Source organism: Nostoc sp. (assembly GCF_036919675.1).
Lineage (GTDB): Bacteria > Cyanobacteriota > Cyanobacteriia > Cyanobacteriales > Nostocaceae > Nostoc.
Genome location: NZ_JBALCP010000037.1, coordinates 149113 through 165250, shown reverse-complemented (window position 1 = coordinate 165250; position 16138 = coordinate 149113). Strand labels below are relative to the sequence as shown.

The 16138-nt window shown below is 39.4% G+C and carries 16 protein-coding genes; 9 read left to right on the top strand and 7 right to left on the bottom strand.

Annotated features, from left to right (window positions below; translation table 11 throughout):
• Nucleotides 1-147: 147 nt before the first annotated feature.
• The 7 genes from V7K49_RS34595 to V7K49_RS07195 all read right to left on the bottom strand — a co-directional run bounded on the left by V7K49_RS34595 (nt 148) and on the right by V7K49_RS07195 (nt 7990).
• Nucleotides 148-351, bottom strand: coding sequence for a hypothetical protein (locus V7K49_RS34595; RefSeq protein ID WP_442948649.1), 204 nt, complete (start codon nt 349-351; stop codon nt 148-150).
• A 388-nt stretch (nt 352-739) separates the two neighbouring features.
• Nucleotides 740-2287: a hypothetical protein gene (locus tag V7K49_RS07220; RefSeq protein ID WP_335205029.1), complete on the bottom strand. Its 1548-nt coding sequence runs from the start codon at nt 2285-2287 to the stop codon at nt 740-742.
• 2 nt (nt 2288-2289) lie between these two features.
• Entirely contained in the window at nt 2290-3900 is a 1611-nt protein-coding gene (locus V7K49_RS07215) for a hypothetical protein (protein ID WP_335205028.1), read from the bottom strand.
• Complete coding sequence (locus V7K49_RS07210; RefSeq protein ID WP_335066761.1) at nt 3893-4303, bottom strand: hypothetical protein; 411 nt, start codon at nt 4301-4303, stop codon at nt 3893-3895. Before V7K49_RS07210 ends, V7K49_RS07215 begins: the two co-directional genes overlap by 8 nt.
• A 315-nt stretch (nt 4304-4618) precedes the next feature.
• On the bottom strand, nt 4619-5452 hold the full coding sequence (cmr4, locus tag V7K49_RS07205) for a type III-B CRISPR module RAMP protein Cmr4 (protein ID WP_335205027.1): 834 nt from the start codon (nt 5450-5452) through the stop codon (nt 4619-4621).
• A gap of 1 nt (nt 5453) precedes the next feature.
• The gene (locus V7K49_RS07200) at nt 5454-6440 is read right to left on the bottom strand and encodes a type III-B CRISPR module-associated Cmr3 family protein (protein ID WP_335205026.1); all 987 of its coding nucleotides are present in this window, start codon (nt 6438-6440) and stop codon (nt 5454-5456) included.
• On the bottom strand, nt 6425-7990 hold the full coding sequence (locus V7K49_RS07195) for a Cas10/Cmr2 second palm domain-containing protein (protein ID WP_335205025.1): 1566 nt from the start codon (nt 7988-7990) through the stop codon (nt 6425-6427). Before V7K49_RS07195 ends, V7K49_RS07200 begins: the two co-directional genes overlap by 16 nt.
• Before the next feature lie 488 nt (nt 7991-8478).
• On the opposite strand from V7K49_RS07195, the gene V7K49_RS07190 reads away from it, so the two are divergent.
• The 9 genes from V7K49_RS07190 (at nt 8479) to V7K49_RS07150 (ending at nt 16104) form a co-directional block, all read left to right on the top strand.
• Nucleotides 8479-8649 (top strand): hypothetical protein, encoded by a 171-nt coding sequence (locus V7K49_RS07190; RefSeq protein WP_335205024.1) that lies wholly within the window; start codon nt 8479-8481, stop codon nt 8647-8649.
• Between the two features lie 427 nt (nt 8650-9076).
• Complete coding sequence (locus tag V7K49_RS07185; protein WP_335205023.1) at nt 9077-11155, top strand: WYL domain-containing protein; 2079 nt, start codon at nt 9077-9079, stop codon at nt 11153-11155.
• A 678-nt stretch (nt 11156-11833) separates the two neighbouring features.
• The gene (csx18, locus tag V7K49_RS07180; RefSeq protein ID WP_335205022.1) at nt 11834-12097 is read left to right on the top strand and encodes a CRISPR-associated protein Csx18; all 264 of its coding nucleotides are present in this window, start codon (nt 11834-11836) and stop codon (nt 12095-12097) included.
• Between the two features lie 44 nt (nt 12098-12141).
• On the top strand, nt 12142-13134 hold the full coding sequence (gene cas1, locus V7K49_RS07175; protein WP_335205021.1) for a CRISPR-associated endonuclease Cas1: 993 nt from the start codon (nt 12142-12144) through the stop codon (nt 13132-13134).
• Entirely contained in the window at nt 13135-13413 is a 279-nt protein-coding gene (cas2, locus tag V7K49_RS07170; protein WP_335066750.1) for a CRISPR-associated endonuclease Cas2, read from the top strand.
• A 201-nt stretch (nt 13414-13614) separates the two neighbouring features.
• Complete coding sequence (locus V7K49_RS07165) at nt 13615-13836, top strand: hypothetical protein (protein WP_335066748.1); 222 nt, start codon at nt 13615-13617, stop codon at nt 13834-13836.
• A gap of 266 nt (nt 13837-14102) precedes the next feature.
• Nucleotides 14103-14414: a hypothetical protein gene (locus tag V7K49_RS07160; protein ID WP_335205020.1), complete on the top strand. Its 312-nt coding sequence runs from the start codon at nt 14103-14105 to the stop codon at nt 14412-14414.
• Nucleotides 14407-14691 (top strand): helix-turn-helix domain-containing protein, encoded by a 285-nt coding sequence (locus V7K49_RS07155; RefSeq protein WP_335205019.1) that lies wholly within the window; start codon nt 14407-14409, stop codon nt 14689-14691. The genes V7K49_RS07160 and V7K49_RS07155 overlap by 8 nt, the downstream gene beginning before the upstream one ends.
• A 105-nt stretch (nt 14692-14796) precedes the next feature.
• Entirely contained in the window at nt 14797-16104 is a 1308-nt protein-coding gene (locus V7K49_RS07150; protein WP_335205018.1) for a hypothetical protein, read from the top strand.
• Nucleotides 16105-16138 lie beyond the last annotated feature (34 nt).

The window sequence follows — 16138 nt, the reverse complement described above, 5'->3', positions numbered from 1 at the left end:
ATTTTGTTTTTAGTTTAGTGACGGTGCAAGGTCAATTAATAATCTTTTCCAATCCCGTGCAGCGTTTCCATCTATTAATTCCATTTCTCCCAAGAGAAGTGACTAAATAATACTTACGTTATTGAAGCTGTTTCTCCTAAGTTTCCATTAATTCCACTTCTTGGAAGAGAAGCGGCTAAATTCAAAGTGTACAATAAATGTTTTTGATTTAATAGTTTCCATTAATTCCACTTCTTGGAAGAGAAGCGGCTTCAACATTGTAGCTCCAGCATTCTTTATGTACAGCACCTTGGTAGTTTCCATTAATTCCACTTCTTGGAAGAGAAGCGGCTCGGCAGTTAGGGCAGACATTATTGGTTCCCATTGAGGTTTCCATTAATTCCACTTCTTGGAAGAGAAGCGGCCCCTCTTATTTAAACCCTTACCCAGCTTAATGTCCAGATGCCATTTGCGACGGGGTATACACTTACAGCAAAATTCAACCATAATACATAGACAGAAAAATCCTGAAACCTTTAAGCAGAGAGACATCGGCGGGGTCAACGAGAGAATAAGCATTCGCAACTTTTACCGACCCCGCCGCAAGGGCTTCCATTCTAGAAAGCAAAAAAGTAACTCCTTAACCATAGCAAAGATTATTGGATCACCAAAAGACCTATAGAAATTCCAGAAAATGGGGATGTTGCATTCCAAATTTTTGCCTCTTTCTAGACTCTTAATTATCTTTTATCTTTAGCACTTAAATAAGAGAGTCTGCTATTTCTTGAAGTTTTTTATTCAACTTCTCTCTTTTGTAATCAAGTTGGAAATAATTAATAGCGTTCAAAAATGGTTGCTTAACATGATTAACATAAGCTGACATAACATCATTGACTTGATGGTTTTTAAATCCCAATAAATAATCAATTACTTCCTTCTCTTCAACGCCGCACAAATTGTGCATTAATTGGTTACGGAGGTCATCTTCTGTATTTCTATTAGAGTCACAATACCATAATAATAACGGCCACTTGGCAAAAGTCTTATCTATATTCTTTAACCAGGCAATTAGAGCAAAGTTTTTGTTAGTAACATCAAAATCTTTATCTGTATTAAATCTAAAGTTCTTTACAGGAAACCTTAATTTTTGTAAAACTCCTTTTTTTTCATTAATACTTTGATAATTAATAGATTTTTTTAAAAATAACCCACGGGGAATCCATTCTACTAAATAAGAAACTTTTTGAGAGCTACCATTTAAAATCACAGTTTCATTAATCATCGCTAATTGTGACAAAAGAGCTATCTTTAAAAAGGTTTCTTGAGCAGCAGCAAGAAGAGTAATCCCTTGAAGATAATTTCTTTGATTGAAGAAAAAACCTATGAGATCAAGAGCATCAACAATTCGCTGAGTAGCTTCGGGAATGGTAAAATCTTGGCTGCTATCTATTAGAGTACTATGGAGATTAAAAAAATCAATAATCTTCTTTAAGTTAGCTATAGCACCTTTGTCTATTCTATCTATATCTTCTAATATTTTGAGTGCAGCACCAGGGAAGCCTCCTATAATTAGCTGCTTGGCTTTTTGAATCTGTATGCCCCGCCGATAATTAGAGCTTTCAATAGCTTCTGATTTAGATTTCTGTTCATAATTTTCATCAAAATATTCATTACTAACTAAAAACTTAACTTTCTGAAATCTGCCTAAGCTAACAAATTGTACAGCCGAAGATATCGCTGGTGTTCCAGCTTGATGACTAACATAAACACGTTTTAGTGGATTAGAGTCTAACTTGCAAAATGCTTCTTCTACCAAAGAAAGGGTTTCATTCCAATTATCTATACCTTGATGGGCGTTTTTTGGTGTAAGATGTAAAAATTCTAGTTGACAGTTAAACTTTTTTTGCAAATACCACTCTAATAAAGGTCTAAGTGTACAAGTGTCTTGCCAGTAAGGACATTTTTCGTAAATAATTTGGTCTTGGTTAAATATTTCACTTTGATCTGTCAGCAAAATTATAATTCTTTCCGGCTCGATGTTCTCATCTAGGAAATGTTGATAATAAGTATCAAGGAGCGGAAATTTTAAATCTGACTCGTATTCATCTGGTTTATTGCCATAGACTAGACCTAAAACTCTAGCAGGGACTGTATATCCTGCCTCTTGATTATAGGGATCTTTCGGAGGAGGTGAAGCGAACTCTGTACATTCCAAATCATATCTAACTTCACTATATAAACTTCCCCAATTTTTATCCTGTTTGAGAATGACATCACTATTACCTGTTGTGACAATCCAAATAGTCATATTTACTCTCCCCAAAGTTTGGTAAACTCGCTGGTTGCTAAAAAAGTTAAAAATTCTTGTGTTTTCTCATCTTTTTTATCAGGAAAAATGGTGAGTAACTCTACAAACTCTTTTCCCTTGCGCTTCATCTCTCCTTCCCTATTTATGATGTACCGAGGATACATTCGATGCCAAATTCTACCAATCTGACTCATTTTACCTGTGAGGCTTGAGCCTTTAATTGATTTGCTTCCTTGGTAATTACCGTGAAACCATCTCACAGCTAAACTATCATCCTCATCTTGGGCAATGCGTCCCCAGACTTGCACTTTTTGCGGATGGAATGATTCACGCCAAGAAGTTAATTTATTAGTTGAGGTTTTATCTTTTAATTTCAGCCAGTTATTTACAGTTTTATGAATATCATTCAGGATATTAGTGATATGACTAAGGCTATTTACTGGGAAATAGTATTGATTTGATTGCTTGGGGAATTCCCAATGACAACCTATCATTGGTTTACCATTTAAATACTCTGGAAAAAAGATGTGGTGGTTAATGCGTCGCCACGATTTACCAAAGCCACCAAGCAGCATAGCAAATCTGAAAATTTGTGTTGCTAATGTTTTTAATTCTTTTTTGTATTCTTTTGAAGTATCACCCATGCTGAGAATATTTAAACTTCCTGTATTTAATTCATAAATAGGCATGGTTACATTCCCATACCGATATACATCAATCTCTAAATCAACAGCATTAAAAGCAATTCCTAACTGTCCGACAACAGCACCATTTATCCCTGCAAATCCTCCCCAAAGCTCTCTAGTTAATTCTTCGGCTGTATTTTCATCAGTAACGCCACTAAATAACCGCAGGGTGTGACCGCGTAAAGCAGCTTTAAAAATATTGGGACGAAATTCGCCGGTTTTATCGATTAATTGTGAGGCTAATCCTTGTCCACGCAGATTAATGCTGACTAATTTAGTTTCTGGGTGATTTATCGGTTGACCGTAACCAGCACTAACTCTAGAACCAATACCTCGTTCTATGGCTTTATCCCAAATACTCCAGATAGTCTCCCATTCACTAAGTTCTATTTTTTCAGTGCTGGAAATGCCAAATATTAAAGTAGGTTGATAGAGGGATATCTGAATAAATGCTGAGTGGCTACCGTTATTTTTAATTTGCCAATCTTGTTGAGGATGAACTACATCAATTAATGGTTGGTCAACCCAAGTTGCGTCTTTAGGATAACCCCCATGAAAGCGAAGAATTCCCGGTATGGTATCGTTGCTAGTCAGTTTCCCACCGCAATATCTTGCACCCTGTTCTGAGTTACAAGCACGTAAAAAAGCGCCTTTCATGCTTGCGCCTGGGTAAAATGGAAATCCCTTTGCGGCGATGACTGGGCGAATTATATCTTCGTCTTGCCCACTGTTAGAAACAAAGCGCCAAGTTATTTTATATTCTTTTGTTTTAACATTGGTGTTAAACGTGGGAGAGTCTATTGCAGAACCTTCTACCCATTCATCAACCCATCTCTCAGACTGTTCGGGATTTCTGATATATTGAATCTGCCCGCGCCCTGAGATTTGCGCTTGAAACATTAACGGAACTTCATTACTATTATTCATCTGCAAATCCTGATTTCTTGTAGCGTTGAGTCCACCAAACCAAGCTGTCACAGAATTGAGTAAGAACAGCTAAACAAATTCTTTGGTCTTCAATGGGAAGTTCCCATAATTTGGCGGCGAATTGCTGAATTTTTGAGGTTTCATTATTGCTGACATCTTCTTGAGGAAGCTTAATTCCAGCCTGTTGCATAATTTTGACAAAGCTTTTCCATGTATCGCGCCAATATTCGCCTTTAGCTTTTTCTTTGTCTAAAAGTCGTAATTGTTCTCCCCAAAACCTCTCTAAGCCATAAGCTACGGTTATCCGCATTTTGTGAGATTGGCCAATCACACCTTTTTGGTCACGGTGTTTGAGGACTAGGCGTTGTGCTTCTTGGTCTAAGTCGTAAGATTTCCAAGTCATAAGTGATACTAATTCCTAATTCGTAATTAAGATTTGGAGGTTGGGTTGAGGAACGTAACTCAACATTTTTCGTGGTTTGTTGGGTTTCACTTCTTTACGAGACGCTGTTCGCGTTCGTTCAACCCAACCTCCGATTCTATTTCACAATCCAAAATCTAAAATCGTTCGACTGAGCGGAGCCGAAGTCCAAAATCCAACCAAAATGGTATTAGATTTAGACTCCATCAGGACTTACGCAAAATCATGAAAAAACGAACCGCAAAGGACGCAAAGGACACAGAGAAATAAGAGTTTCAGAGAGTTCTTACGTAAGTCTTATCCATTTAAAGTTAAACTACAGTGGCCAAAGCCGATAGATTCTAAGCCACCAAGGTAAATATCTGTGTTTTGAGTATCATTTAAGGGTTTCCATTGCTGCCCTGATTTATCATCTTTGATAGCGATGGGAAAGACTAAAATAGTTCCTTCTGGCAAGGCTTCAGTGTTAAAGAAGCCGCCACCATCGACAACCTTTTGGTCAGGTTTTAAGCGCACGCGACTTTGACGATATAAAGCCATGTCATGAATCATGGAAATATCACTGTCTTCTACTATTACTGCTGGCTTTTCTTTTCCAGATGGAAACCAAGGGGATAAGTCTGCTGTTTTGTTGATGGTCAGAAAACCTAAATTGAAAAATAAGGTTTTTTTACCTTGAGATTCCCGCGCTTTTAAGTTCTTTGAGCCTGTATAGGGGTCTGGTATATCTATTTCTTTGAGAGATTTACCATTAAATTTGACAGTATCACCGACAATTCTTTGGTAGCGTTGGAGTAAACGTGGACTAGTTACCCAGACAATTGGTTGACCGGGGCAAAAGACGGGTAGCCAGAGAATAGAAGCGTATTCAAATTTGATGATAGACTCGTTATTAATTTCTGATTGTTCTGAACCTGCTTCATTGCCATACCAATAATTTGCTGCTTGTTCTCCATCTATCAGGCGCATTTCTGAACGCAGGCGACCGCGAATCGAACTACCGGGAAGAATACCAGTTTGAGTAAATTGGTCACGAAAGATCAGGTTTAAATTACCACTTTCTTCTCCGGCTGTGGCACCGACGTGCAAAGGTGCTAAAGTTTCAATAATTCCATAGGCCTTTTTGTACATTTTAGGCGACTCCTTTAATTTCTATTGGTAAACATAGACCGCATCCTACACGTTTAAGGCTGTAACCTTCTTTGGGAAACCATGCTTCATGCCATTCGCACCAAGGTTTATTTAAAGGTTCTGCAAGCACATAAACACTACCAGCCGGAACTGCATAACGTCCCCTTCCTAAATTCCCTTTGGCACGGTAACGGTAGGGTACTGGTTTATCTGTTAGCATTTCTAGAGTTTCGGGAAAAGTCTCATGTTGAGGATGGCGGTAAGATAAGCGATTAGAACCCCATGTAGCTGGTGTAATTAAGGCAAAGGTGCGTTTTATTGGCTGATTTAATAGGTTTAAAAATTTCTTATTTTTGATTTCCTCACATTCTATTTCGACAATGTGATTTTCACCACCGAATCGATACCAACCGTTTTCTATAGGATATGTTGATAGATAAACTAAACAGGTGTCGTCTGCCATTTGGACGGAATTTTCTAGAAAAAGCCCATCGGAGTTTTCTACACAACGTTCAGTTGCTTTAATTTTGGGATGGAGAAAGGAAACGTATTTCCAAGGATTCTCAGCAACAGATTGATTAGACTTCAAAATTTTGGGTGTAATTTCCCAAGAATTTATAGATTGCCAACGATAATCTGGTTCTAGTTTTTCACTTTTATTTTCTAACTGCCATTTACCATTTTTAAATTTCCACTCATCTACTGCTTTTTTGGCAATTATTTTATTCCAAGGAATGGGAATATAAAAATTTTGCTTATCTTTGAGTTTTGCCCAAAAAGGGCCAGCTACAAATAGGTTAGCACTCAACTCTTCTTTAGGAAACTTCTCTGTAATTTTGTTAATGCTAAACATTAAACCTGATAGGGTTGCGGCTTCTGGTGGGAATTTAGCACCAGAACGACCCACTAAGTTTTCTGGTGAGAGGAACGCACCTGCACTTCCATACATCAAACCTAAAGGATTAATGGTGATTAGATATTTGAACATAAATGCCAGCCTACTTTAATTAAGTTACTTATCCAATCAATTGTGGCTTTTGCTCTGTCATAAGTATCATCTTCATCACTAAAACCAACAAGATGTTTAGCACGTTCCGAATTTAGTAATTCTTTGCCTTCGCCTGGAAAGTAAATATCAAAGAATTGAATAGCGAATTTTTCTACAAAACTTTTTTTGTCAAGATTAAAAGCCCGACGTGATTCTAATATTGATAAATCTTGATAAATATGGCTCCAGTTTGATTTCTTCTCCCTGTCTTGATACTTGGTCAAGATATTTAAATAATCCCAAGGACAAGTCCATTGCACATATTGACCACTGTTAAAGACAATTCTGATGGTGACTCGCCCACGTCCTGAAGATTTAGCTAGCTTTTCTGCTTCACGACAATGTTGTAAAATATCCCTTTGGGGAACGCTGGAACCTGCCCAAACAAATCCGACGCTTAAGCCTATCTCTTGGTCATGTCTTTCCCAGATTTTGGGTAGTGTAATTAACCATGCAAAAGCTTCCTTGGCTGTAATCGGTTCTTGATGTTTCTCTCGATAAATTGCACCTAAAAAATCGTCTCCACCTGCATAAACTACTCGACCAATTTCTTGGGGGAAGTCTCTGCTAAAGTCTTTCCCCCAGTTACGCATGGCTTGGCTAAACTTTTGAAGTTCATCATCACCATTTTCTAAGTCGGCTAATTTTTTTAAGTGTTTCCCAACTTCATCGCCATCGCCCATAAACCAACCTGTCCAGCGTCCTTTACCTTGCTCATTTTTGGCTTCGGGGCCTCGATAAATTTCGCTGAAGCTTTCTAGTTTAGACATCCCTAAATTGGTAGCGATTTCTGGTAAGGTGACTAAACGTTTCACCAATTCGGGGATACTTAATTTTTCATTGAGGGCAAAAAATTTCCCATCTGGTTCTGTATCTGGGGAACGATTTTCTAATACACAGGCGAGGCGTTTATAGAAGGTTTTAATATTTTCCTTTTCTATAGTCCACTGGCGATTTTTAGGATTTCTCTCCACGCCACCCAATCCCGGAAATGCAATTCCATCCGTACCTGTTAAACTAGAACTCTCCCCAATCCAGTTGACGGCAGTCCACCCACGGCAAAGTTTGCGGGTTTCTAAATCATCCATTGCCGCTTGAATACTGTCGCCTTCTCCCCAAAAAATTTCCCAGGCGTGGTTTCCCCAGTTTGCCCACTCCCTCTGCCAGTAGTATGTATAGTCAGGTAATTTCGCTTCAATCCAGCACCGACATTCTTGCAACATTCCCTGCCACGCAGACAACAAGGTTTTTTCTACCTCTGATTTGGAAAATTCTCCTTTAATAAGGATGCGATTTGGCATTCCTTTTTGGAGGTTGGGGATTGCTGGGGAAATGACTGTTGTGGTTTTTTCAGCTTCTTTTACTAGCTTCTGGCTGAGATAGGAGAGAATCAGAGATGCACCATACAAGTCTCGGAGTTTACGGGATTTCTCGATAAACCCTTGCACGGGAGCAAAGGTGATTGCTGTATATTTGGCCACGTTTCCCATAGTCACTGGATGCGGTCTTGTCTAAGGTGATTTCTGACAAAGAATATACCCAGGTTGACGAGTTTCGACACAACGACCGACTCAGTGCATCGCTTCGCTCAACTCTCGATTTCCTAGTTGGTTGAGCGAAGTCGAAACCAACGGCGGCGGTAAATTTATTAACGGAAATTGCCTAAATTACAGTAAAAAATTGAACTTTTATTCAGTAGTTATACTTTAGTTTGTAATAATTATTGTTTTGGGAATTATTAGTTTTCAGAAATAAGCTAGTAAAAGGACAAGCTAAATAAGCACTAACAGTACTTAAGTGTTTTGTGCCAGTTTGGAGTTATAATATAGCACTGGGCGAATTAGTGTGACATTTATATCTTCTCGGAAAAATCGAGAATGTAAATACCTTTTCATGCGAATGACGAAATTTGATTAGATGTCTGAGCAAGATTTAATTGTGTAGACTGTTAACTGCTGACTGTAAAGGGAAGTTTGAAATGTTCATCGACACCACTCGCCGAATCGCCGAAACCCTATATTTTTCGTTGAGTGGTGTCGATGCCTTACCTGACTTGAGTTTGAGGTATGTATTTTACTTAATTTCGTACAAGATATATAATGTTTTTTACAGTGGTGTCGATTTGGCGGCTGAAAGTCTTACAGGGTAAAGCCTCCTAGACGGACTCCCTACCGATTGGGTTAAATCGGAATTAATGGAAACTCGTTGGCTCCTCGTTCAATGAAAAACTGCGCATGGAACTCGACCCTACCGATTGGGTTAAATCGGAATTAATGGAAAAACAATGCCATTACTTCGCTTCTATAAAAGAGAAGTAAGGTGATTTCTGATGAAAAAAATACCTATGTTGACGAGTTTCGACTTCTCTGCGAGACGCTACGCGAACGCTCAACTCTCGATTACTCAGTTGGTTGAGCGAAGTCGAAACCAACGGCTATGGTAATTTTATTACTAGAATTCACCTAAATATTAATTAAACTTTTCATTAATACCGTCATTGTTCGCTTGAAAAGCCTAGACAACAAATAAATAACAGTTAAAAGTTAAAGTAGAAAACTTTTATCCTTGAACTCCTGATGATTTGTCACTTCGTCATCGGTGTCCCCGGTAGTGGGAAAACCACTTTTGCAGCCGAGTTAGCAAAACTGGAGAATTATCGCATTGTCTCCACTGATGTAATTCGCCAACAACTCTATGGCGATGCAAGTATCCAGGGTGAGTGGAGTCAGATAGAAGAAAAAGTAATTTCTGAGATTGCTGATGCAATTGCTCAAGGTGATTCCGTAATCTATGATGCTACCAATGCCAAGCGTGTATGGCGGATGGATTTGTTGATGAAGCTAAATTCATCTGTTGCTTGCCTTGGACAACATGGGGAAGAGGTTTTGTGGATGAGGTGGTATTTGCAAACTCCCATTGCAACTTGCAAGTTGTGGAACCAAAAGCGGACTCGCCAAGTTCCAGATATGATCATTGAGAATATGCACAAATCTCTGCAAGAGTTTCCGCCAGTAGCAGCAGAGGGATTTGCATCTGTAAAAGAAATTGATGTCACCTCTTCCAAGTTCGACATTCAAAAAATTCCAACCCAAATCCAACAGCTTTCTCGTACTCTTACCAACCGCGCTAATCGTAATCACCACATTACCTTACACGGTTACAGTAAGCTGCTGGACTTTGAGCGCTTAATGCATTTAATTTCCCTGATTCTTCGCTATCCAGGAATTGGGAATCTGCAAACTACTCATCCTAGTTTGCTGGAAAGCATTTTGGGTAATGCTCCTCTGTTTGCAAGTTCCTTAGAGGAAGTTACCGCTTTCATGGATAAATTATGCGGTACTATTTACGCTAATAAAAATGCCATCGGATCTGATTTACACTGGCTACAACAAAATTCCCTCATTGGAGCCAATAGCATTGCCCCTTCTTCTGGCATTACCGTACCACCCGATCACTCCATTACCCCATCGACTTTTGTAACTCATGCTTATTCTGACTGCGATAGCTTCCAAAGGTTGATCCAAATCATTCGCTTGATTCTTCACCACCCATTTTTGCAAGATACAGGAAAGGGGAGTTTACAAACTCTGGTGTCTGCACTCAGAGAAAATGGGATTATTGATGGCGATGGACTAGATACTGTCCGCAAGGATATAGAAAAGGTTCTCAAGCCTTATAAAATATTGCCAGAATTTCCGCTCAGAGATGGCTACTTTGCCGGAACAGCGATTCTGTCAGCACATGAATTAACCAAAGTGTTTGATGTTCTCCAGTCTCAGGCTAAAAGTCTTGATGACCCAGTAGCATTGGAAATTTATGAAACATTTGCCACACGAATGCTAAAAAGTAAGTTGGGGATAAGTAATGTGTATCCGGTACGGGCGATTTCTAATCGCAGTATGATTGACCCAGAGTTTTTACCAGATGATGCTCTTTCTAAGAATTTACAGCCATTAGAAGAGGCAATAGTTAAAGGGCAATTGCTGGAATTAAATCGCTTTGCTGGCGGCGGTAAATTTACTCTTGATGAAGAAGGCTTTTTTTTGGTATTTCCTTTGCAAATCGTTTTTTGTAACCAAGCATGGTATTTAGGTTTTGAGTATGAAAGTGGAAAGTATGCAGGACTGTTCCGGTTTGAACGTTTAGATAGATTGTTTATTGGTCAACCCCAAGGGAGATTCCGTTCTCTGGTGGAACAAGAAAAGTCATTACAGAAATTACAGAAACTCTCTGCTGCTAGCGCCGGTATTTTTTTAGGGTATAGTGCGAGTGACCAGCGTCAGTTTCTCAGTCATGATCAGCAAGAGCGTTCACAGGCTTGGGTAACAGTAGAACTGTGGTTTAATGATTTTATCTTCCGATTTATTACTGAGGGAACCAAGAGATTTTCTGCTAGACAAATGAAGATGTCTCCACCTGTAGAGGGTGGGAGGTTAATGTTACCTAAGTCAATTTTCTGCCTGAAGAAAACCACAGATAAACTCTTTCCCAATCGCTTTCGGGTGATATTGCCTAAATGGTATTTAGGTGATGTAGAGTTTATGCGGTGGATTGTTGGTTTTGGTGGGAATGTGAAGGTAGCGCAACCAGAGGAATTAGTTGTTAAGGTTAAGGGAATTGGTGAAGCGATCGTTAGGGTTTATGAGCAGCAATAAATAAAAATATATAGCAGTCCTCTTTGATTTTTGATAATTGCAAACAGCAGATCCCCGACTTCTTAAAGAAGTCGGGGATCTTGTTTTTCACGAGACTATATTAAGGCTGAAAGAGACTTGAGTGTACGCTTTGTTTAGATGAATTCCACTTTTCACAAGAAAAGCGACTTATTGGTGACGCTGTGAAGGAGTGGTCTAAACAGTTTGCATTAATTCCGCTTCTCAGAAGAAAAGCGACTTTGAGGCGGATAGCCAAACTCTCGTATTAGAGATGTTTCCATTAATTCCGCTTCTCAGAAGAAAAGCGACCTCAATCACAAATCTTACTCTAAGTTGTGAGAAATGCAGTTTCCATTAATTCCGCTTCTCAGAAGAAAAGCGACCCCTCTTATTTAAACCCTTATCCTGCCTGATGTCCAGATGCCATTTGCGACGGGGTCGGAGATTAGAGAAGTTTTCCCCGTGTTCAGCCAACATAAAAACGCTAAAATCCTTATACAGAAGGACATCGGCCGGGTCAACGAGAACATAGGCATTTCCGAGTTTTGCCGACCCCGCCGCAGAGAGGAAAAAACTTAGTAAATTTCGTCATTCGCATCAAACCACTAGCACAATCTCAAACCAGCCTCTACTTTGAAGGTATAGAGAAAACTGCAACAAGCATCAAACATCATATATATGTATATCTCTTCTCGTGCAGCATTAGTCCGCAACCTTGGTGTCGCCTTACTCAACGGCTCTATTACATTAATTATCCTGTTAATTGCACCATTAGGACTAGCAGCAGTAATTATCAACACAATTTTGGTTACAATAGCCAGCTTTGTCAACGCTACAGCAGGTGATACTGTAGTGAATTTTTTACAACCATCGCAAATTAAAACTTTGCTAGCCGAAACTATTTCCCAACAGTCACAACTGTCCAAACAAAGTAAAAACTAACTAACAATATTTTAATTGTTTTTTTGATCTACTCTTGACTTTTTATGCGTACACTCTACGTTTCCCGACAAGGTTGTTATATCACCCTCAAGGGCGAAACCCTAATTATCAAACAAGGAGAAACTATTCACGGTGAAGTACAATTACCGTTGCTAGAACAAATACTAATGTTTGGTAAATCTCAAATCACTACCCAAGCAATTCGTACTTGTTTATGGCGAGATATCCCCATTGCCTACTTATCGCGCATGGGATATTGTTATGGTAGGCTTATGCCAATTGCCAGAGGATACCGTCAATTATCTCGTTATCAGCAACAATTAACAGCAATTGAACGCTTGTTAGTAGCCAGACAAATAGTCCAAGCCAAACTCAAAAATAGTCGTACCTTTTTACTGCGGCAGCAACGGCGCAATCCTTCCGAAACTTCTGAAATTGCGATCAAAAGTTTAGAAGTTCTGGGACAAAAATCAGGAGAAGCTGAAACGATAGAACGATTGATGGGATTAGAAGGCGCTGGTGCAGCACAATATTTTTCAGCCTTCGGTGAATGTTTGAATAATCCCGATTTTATATTTATAGCGCGTAGCCGCCGTCCCCCAGGAAATCCAGTCAACGCCATGCTGAGTTTTGGCTACCAAATCCTGTGGAATCATCTGTTGACACTAATTGAACTCCAAGGATTAGACCCTTACTACGCTTGTCTACATCAAGGTACAGAACGCCATGCCGCTCTTGCTTCCGATTTAATTGAAGAATTTCGTGCCCCAATTATTGATTCTCTGGTACTTTGGTTAATCAATAGCAAAGTCATGGATACTCAAAAAGATTTTGAATATTATGATAGCGGTTGCTATCTGAATAACTCTGGTCGACCAAAATATATCAAATATTTCTTACAACGCTTGGAATCAGAAGTACAAAATTCTCAGGCAGAAAAACAACCTCGTTGGGATTTAATCACACAGCAAATTAAATTATTTAAAGATTTTGTTTATCAACCTAGCAAACTCTATAAGCCATATCAAATTCGTTGAATGCTATTTTATATAATAGTATATGATATACCTTGTAATAAAAGACGTAAAAAAATATCTGATTTATTAGAAGGATATGGTCAACGAGTACAATATTCAGTATTTGAATGTGTTCTTGACCAAAATAAATATAATGAACTTAAAAAAAGACTCCATAAACAAGTGAAAGTTTCAGAAGACAGCGTGCGGTTTTATCCCCTCAGCCGACACACGTTTAACCAAATTGAAACTTGGGGAGAACCACCAGTTACAGAACTACCAGGTTCAACTATTATCTGATTTACTCCTCTTCGGTCACTCTGAGAGAAGGAAAATTCGTTTTAATGATTACCATATTTAATGGGTATCGTTTCCGGTACTACAGGCGACAAAATCATTAATTGACGCAATCAGAATAAACCGTCAATGGAACCACTGGAATACTGCCGTTTGTACGTTAAAAGCCCAAAGCCAGAAAAAAGAGGGTATAGAGCAGCGTGCGTGCGAACGCTCACAGAAGCAACCTTTGGGGTGTACTCGTACCAAACAATCGATAAAAATTGGGGTTCTCAATTTGAGAAACGACCAGATACAGTGCTACAAATTATCGAAGTCGCTCATACCATTAACCTTATAGCCATCAAACTAGAGGATATTCAACCGACAATTACAGAGCTTTTAGAACAGGTATCAGCAGTAGCACCCTACAAAAAACACAAATAAATCAGAAATTTCCATGTATACAGATATGATTTACCATCCAGAACGAGTAAACTATGATTGATGATAACAACCTAATAACAACCTACTTCGCTATTGACTTGCAATCAAGCTGAGAGGGTTTAGTTTGGTGATTCAAAGAAAAACAGGTGAGATTTTATCCAAGGCATGGGTAAGCATTGTTCGCCATGCTAGAAACCTTTTGTTTGCAAAACGGATTTTTTCTAATACTTGCTGTTCTTGATTAATCTGCAATTGAGTAGATTTTTATGCCTGATATCCTTCCCCAAATACCGCCAGTAGCCTTACCAGAGGTTATTCCCCGCGAATTACCTCAACAGAAATTTCATCTTGGTGAATGGGTGCGCTGGTTTCAAGTACCCAATGGCGACTTCGGTCGCGTCATCGGAGTCATTTACACTCAACAAGCTAGTTGCATTGCGACTGGCTTGCACTACTTGGTTTTGTTAGACGAGCGCAGTCCCTCTCGTGAAATTTGCACCTGCGACTTCGCTTTCGAGGATGATATCAAACCCCTGGATAACTCATCCTTGGAAGGGCTTCGGGGCAATTATGTCTAAAGCTCAACAACATCAGCAATTGCTAGAATTGCACAACCAAATGTTCATGTCTCCCCAAGACTTTAGCTATCGTTGGGGATTGGGTTATGAAGAATTAGCAAAAATCTGTACCATCTCTAAATCGACGGCTTATCACTGGTTGGGTGGACAAGCCAGCCGCCGAGAAGCTGGATTACCTTACCAGAGAATTATGGCTGTGGCTGATTTTCTTTTGGCCAACGCCGAAGTAATTAACCCTCTGTTGGAACAGTGGCATAATTCTCCACCACCAAATTAATTCTTCAGTTTTTGCAAATTGACAAAACTTTTGTTCATCACCTTGACTGACATAAAAAATAGGTAGTAGGGTGCAATTTATCGTCACCAGTCTATCCACTGCTCCATGAACCGCTCCACCAATGACTCCTATTATCTACCCGACAGTATTGAATTGACACAAAGCCATGTCTTGATTCATCGCATGGCAATCCCTCTCAAAAATGCCATCAGCTACTTACAACAATTTCCCCACTCAGAATACGAGGATATTTGCCGGGATGCTTTTGAGTTAGGATTTCTTTGCTTGCAAACGGCTCAAACTCGTCATGGCAATGAATTAATTAAGCAGCAGATGGAATCTTTATTGGTGGAGTTTCAGCAGGCAGTTAGGGTAATAGCTGAGTCTTTTGGGCAGGAATTAGTTAATCAAGTAGGGACAGATAATGGTCAATTGTTAGCTCCACTACAAAATCAAATTAATCTCACTTCAGCCATCCTCACTGAAAAACTCAATAGCGTAGGCACTTTGCTTACACACGAAATTGACCCCGCCAGGGAAACTTCTGTTGTTGGCCGCTTTCTCTGTTCATTACGTCAACTTTTAGATGCTAAACGCTCTGATTCTATTCAGGGGGCATTTAAAGCAGCATTAGTAAATGCCACTAAGGAAAACGGTACTCTGGCAGTGGCAGTGAAAAATGTGGTTTCCGAATCGGTCAAACCGCTAGCTGAACAAGTCGAAAAACTGACTAGGGAAATTCGAGATCAACAGGTAACACAACAAGTACTTTCGCAGACAACCGCAAAAGGCATAACTTATGAGGAGTTAGTCGTTGTCGAACTGCAAAATTGGTCAAAGTTGAGTGGTGCAGAGGTAGAGTATATTGGTCATGATGGAGACACTGGCGATATTCTGGTAAAGTTTACCAGTAAATCGCTAGCTGCAATTGAAGTATCAATTGTGATCGAGCTAAGAAACCGACCCTCAAAACCTTTTGGTCGCCAAGCAATCACTCAACATTTACAATCAGCAATGGTGCGGCGTTCTGCAAATTCGGCAATTTTTTTAAGTTATTCCCGTGAGGGGTTAGCACAGGAAATTGGCGATTGGGCAGAGGGAGTTACTGAGTCAGGTTATTGGATCGCCACAACCCATCCGTTTTTAATTATTGCTATACGCTTTTTAGTGATCCAGCAAAGGTTAAATAAATTGCGTACCTTTCAATCAGAACTGGATGTGACTGCTGTAGAACAACAAATTCAGCAAATCCGCACAGCTTTGGCCAGAATCAGAACCATGAAAAAATCCCTGACAGAAGTTGGTAAGAGTGTGGCTGTAATTAAAGCTGAGGCGGATGCTATGAGTACAGATATTCAATCAGCCCTGAAATTAATTGAGCAAACACTGAGTGTTGCGACTACAGAAGGCTAACTTAAAATAATGTATTAGTGGCAGGGTTAAATAG

Excerpts from the sequence above, each read along its gene's own strand:
- V7K49_RS07160 (WP_335205020.1), top strand. The coding sequence starts at position 14,103 with ATGCCTGATATCCTTCCCCAAATACCGCCAGTAGCCTTACCAGAGGTT.
- V7K49_RS07185 (WP_335205023.1), top strand. The coding sequence starts at position 9,077 with ATGATTTGTCACTTCGTCATCGGTGTCCCCGGTAGTGGGAAAACCACT.
- V7K49_RS07150 (WP_335205018.1), top strand. The coding sequence starts at position 14,797 with ATGAACCGCTCCACCAATGACTCCTATTATCTACCCGACAGTATTGAA.
- V7K49_RS07215 (WP_335205028.1), bottom strand. The coding sequence starts at position 3,900 with ATGAATAATAGTAATGAAGTTCCGTTAATGTTTCAAGCGCAAATCTCA.
- cmr4 (WP_335205027.1), bottom strand. The coding sequence starts at position 5,452 with ATGTACAAAAAGGCCTATGGAATTATTGAAACTTTAGCACCTTTGCAC.
- csx18 (WP_335205022.1), top strand. The coding sequence starts at position 11,834 with ATGTATATCTCTTCTCGTGCAGCATTAGTCCGCAACCTTGGTGTCGCC.
- V7K49_RS07220 (WP_335205029.1), bottom strand. The coding sequence starts at position 2,287 with ATGACTATTTGGATTGTCACAACAGGTAATAGTGATGTCATTCTCAAA.
- cas1 (WP_335205021.1), top strand. The coding sequence starts at position 12,142 with ATGCGTACACTCTACGTTTCCCGACAAGGTTGTTATATCACCCTCAAG.
- V7K49_RS07210 (WP_335066761.1), bottom strand. The coding sequence starts at position 4,303 with ATGACTTGGAAATCTTACGACTTAGACCAAGAAGCACAACGCCTAGTC.
- V7K49_RS07195 (WP_335205025.1), bottom strand. The coding sequence starts at position 7,990 with ATGGGAAACGTGGCCAAATATACAGCAATCACCTTTGCTCCCGTGCAA.
- V7K49_RS34595 (WP_442948649.1), bottom strand. The coding sequence starts at position 351 with ATGTCTGCCCTAACTGCCGAGCCGCTTCTCTTCCAAGAAGTGGAATTA.
- V7K49_RS07155 (WP_335205019.1), top strand. The coding sequence starts at position 14,407 with ATGTCTAAAGCTCAACAACATCAGCAATTGCTAGAATTGCACAACCAA.
- V7K49_RS07200 (WP_335205026.1), bottom strand. The coding sequence starts at position 6,440 with ATGTTCAAATATCTAATCACCATTAATCCTTTAGGTTTGATGTATGGA.
- cas2 (WP_335066750.1), top strand. The coding sequence starts at position 13,135 with ATGCTATTTTATATAATAGTATATGATATACCTTGTAATAAAAGACGT.
- V7K49_RS07190 (WP_335205024.1), top strand. The coding sequence starts at position 8,479 with ATGTTCATCGACACCACTCGCCGAATCGCCGAAACCCTATATTTTTCG.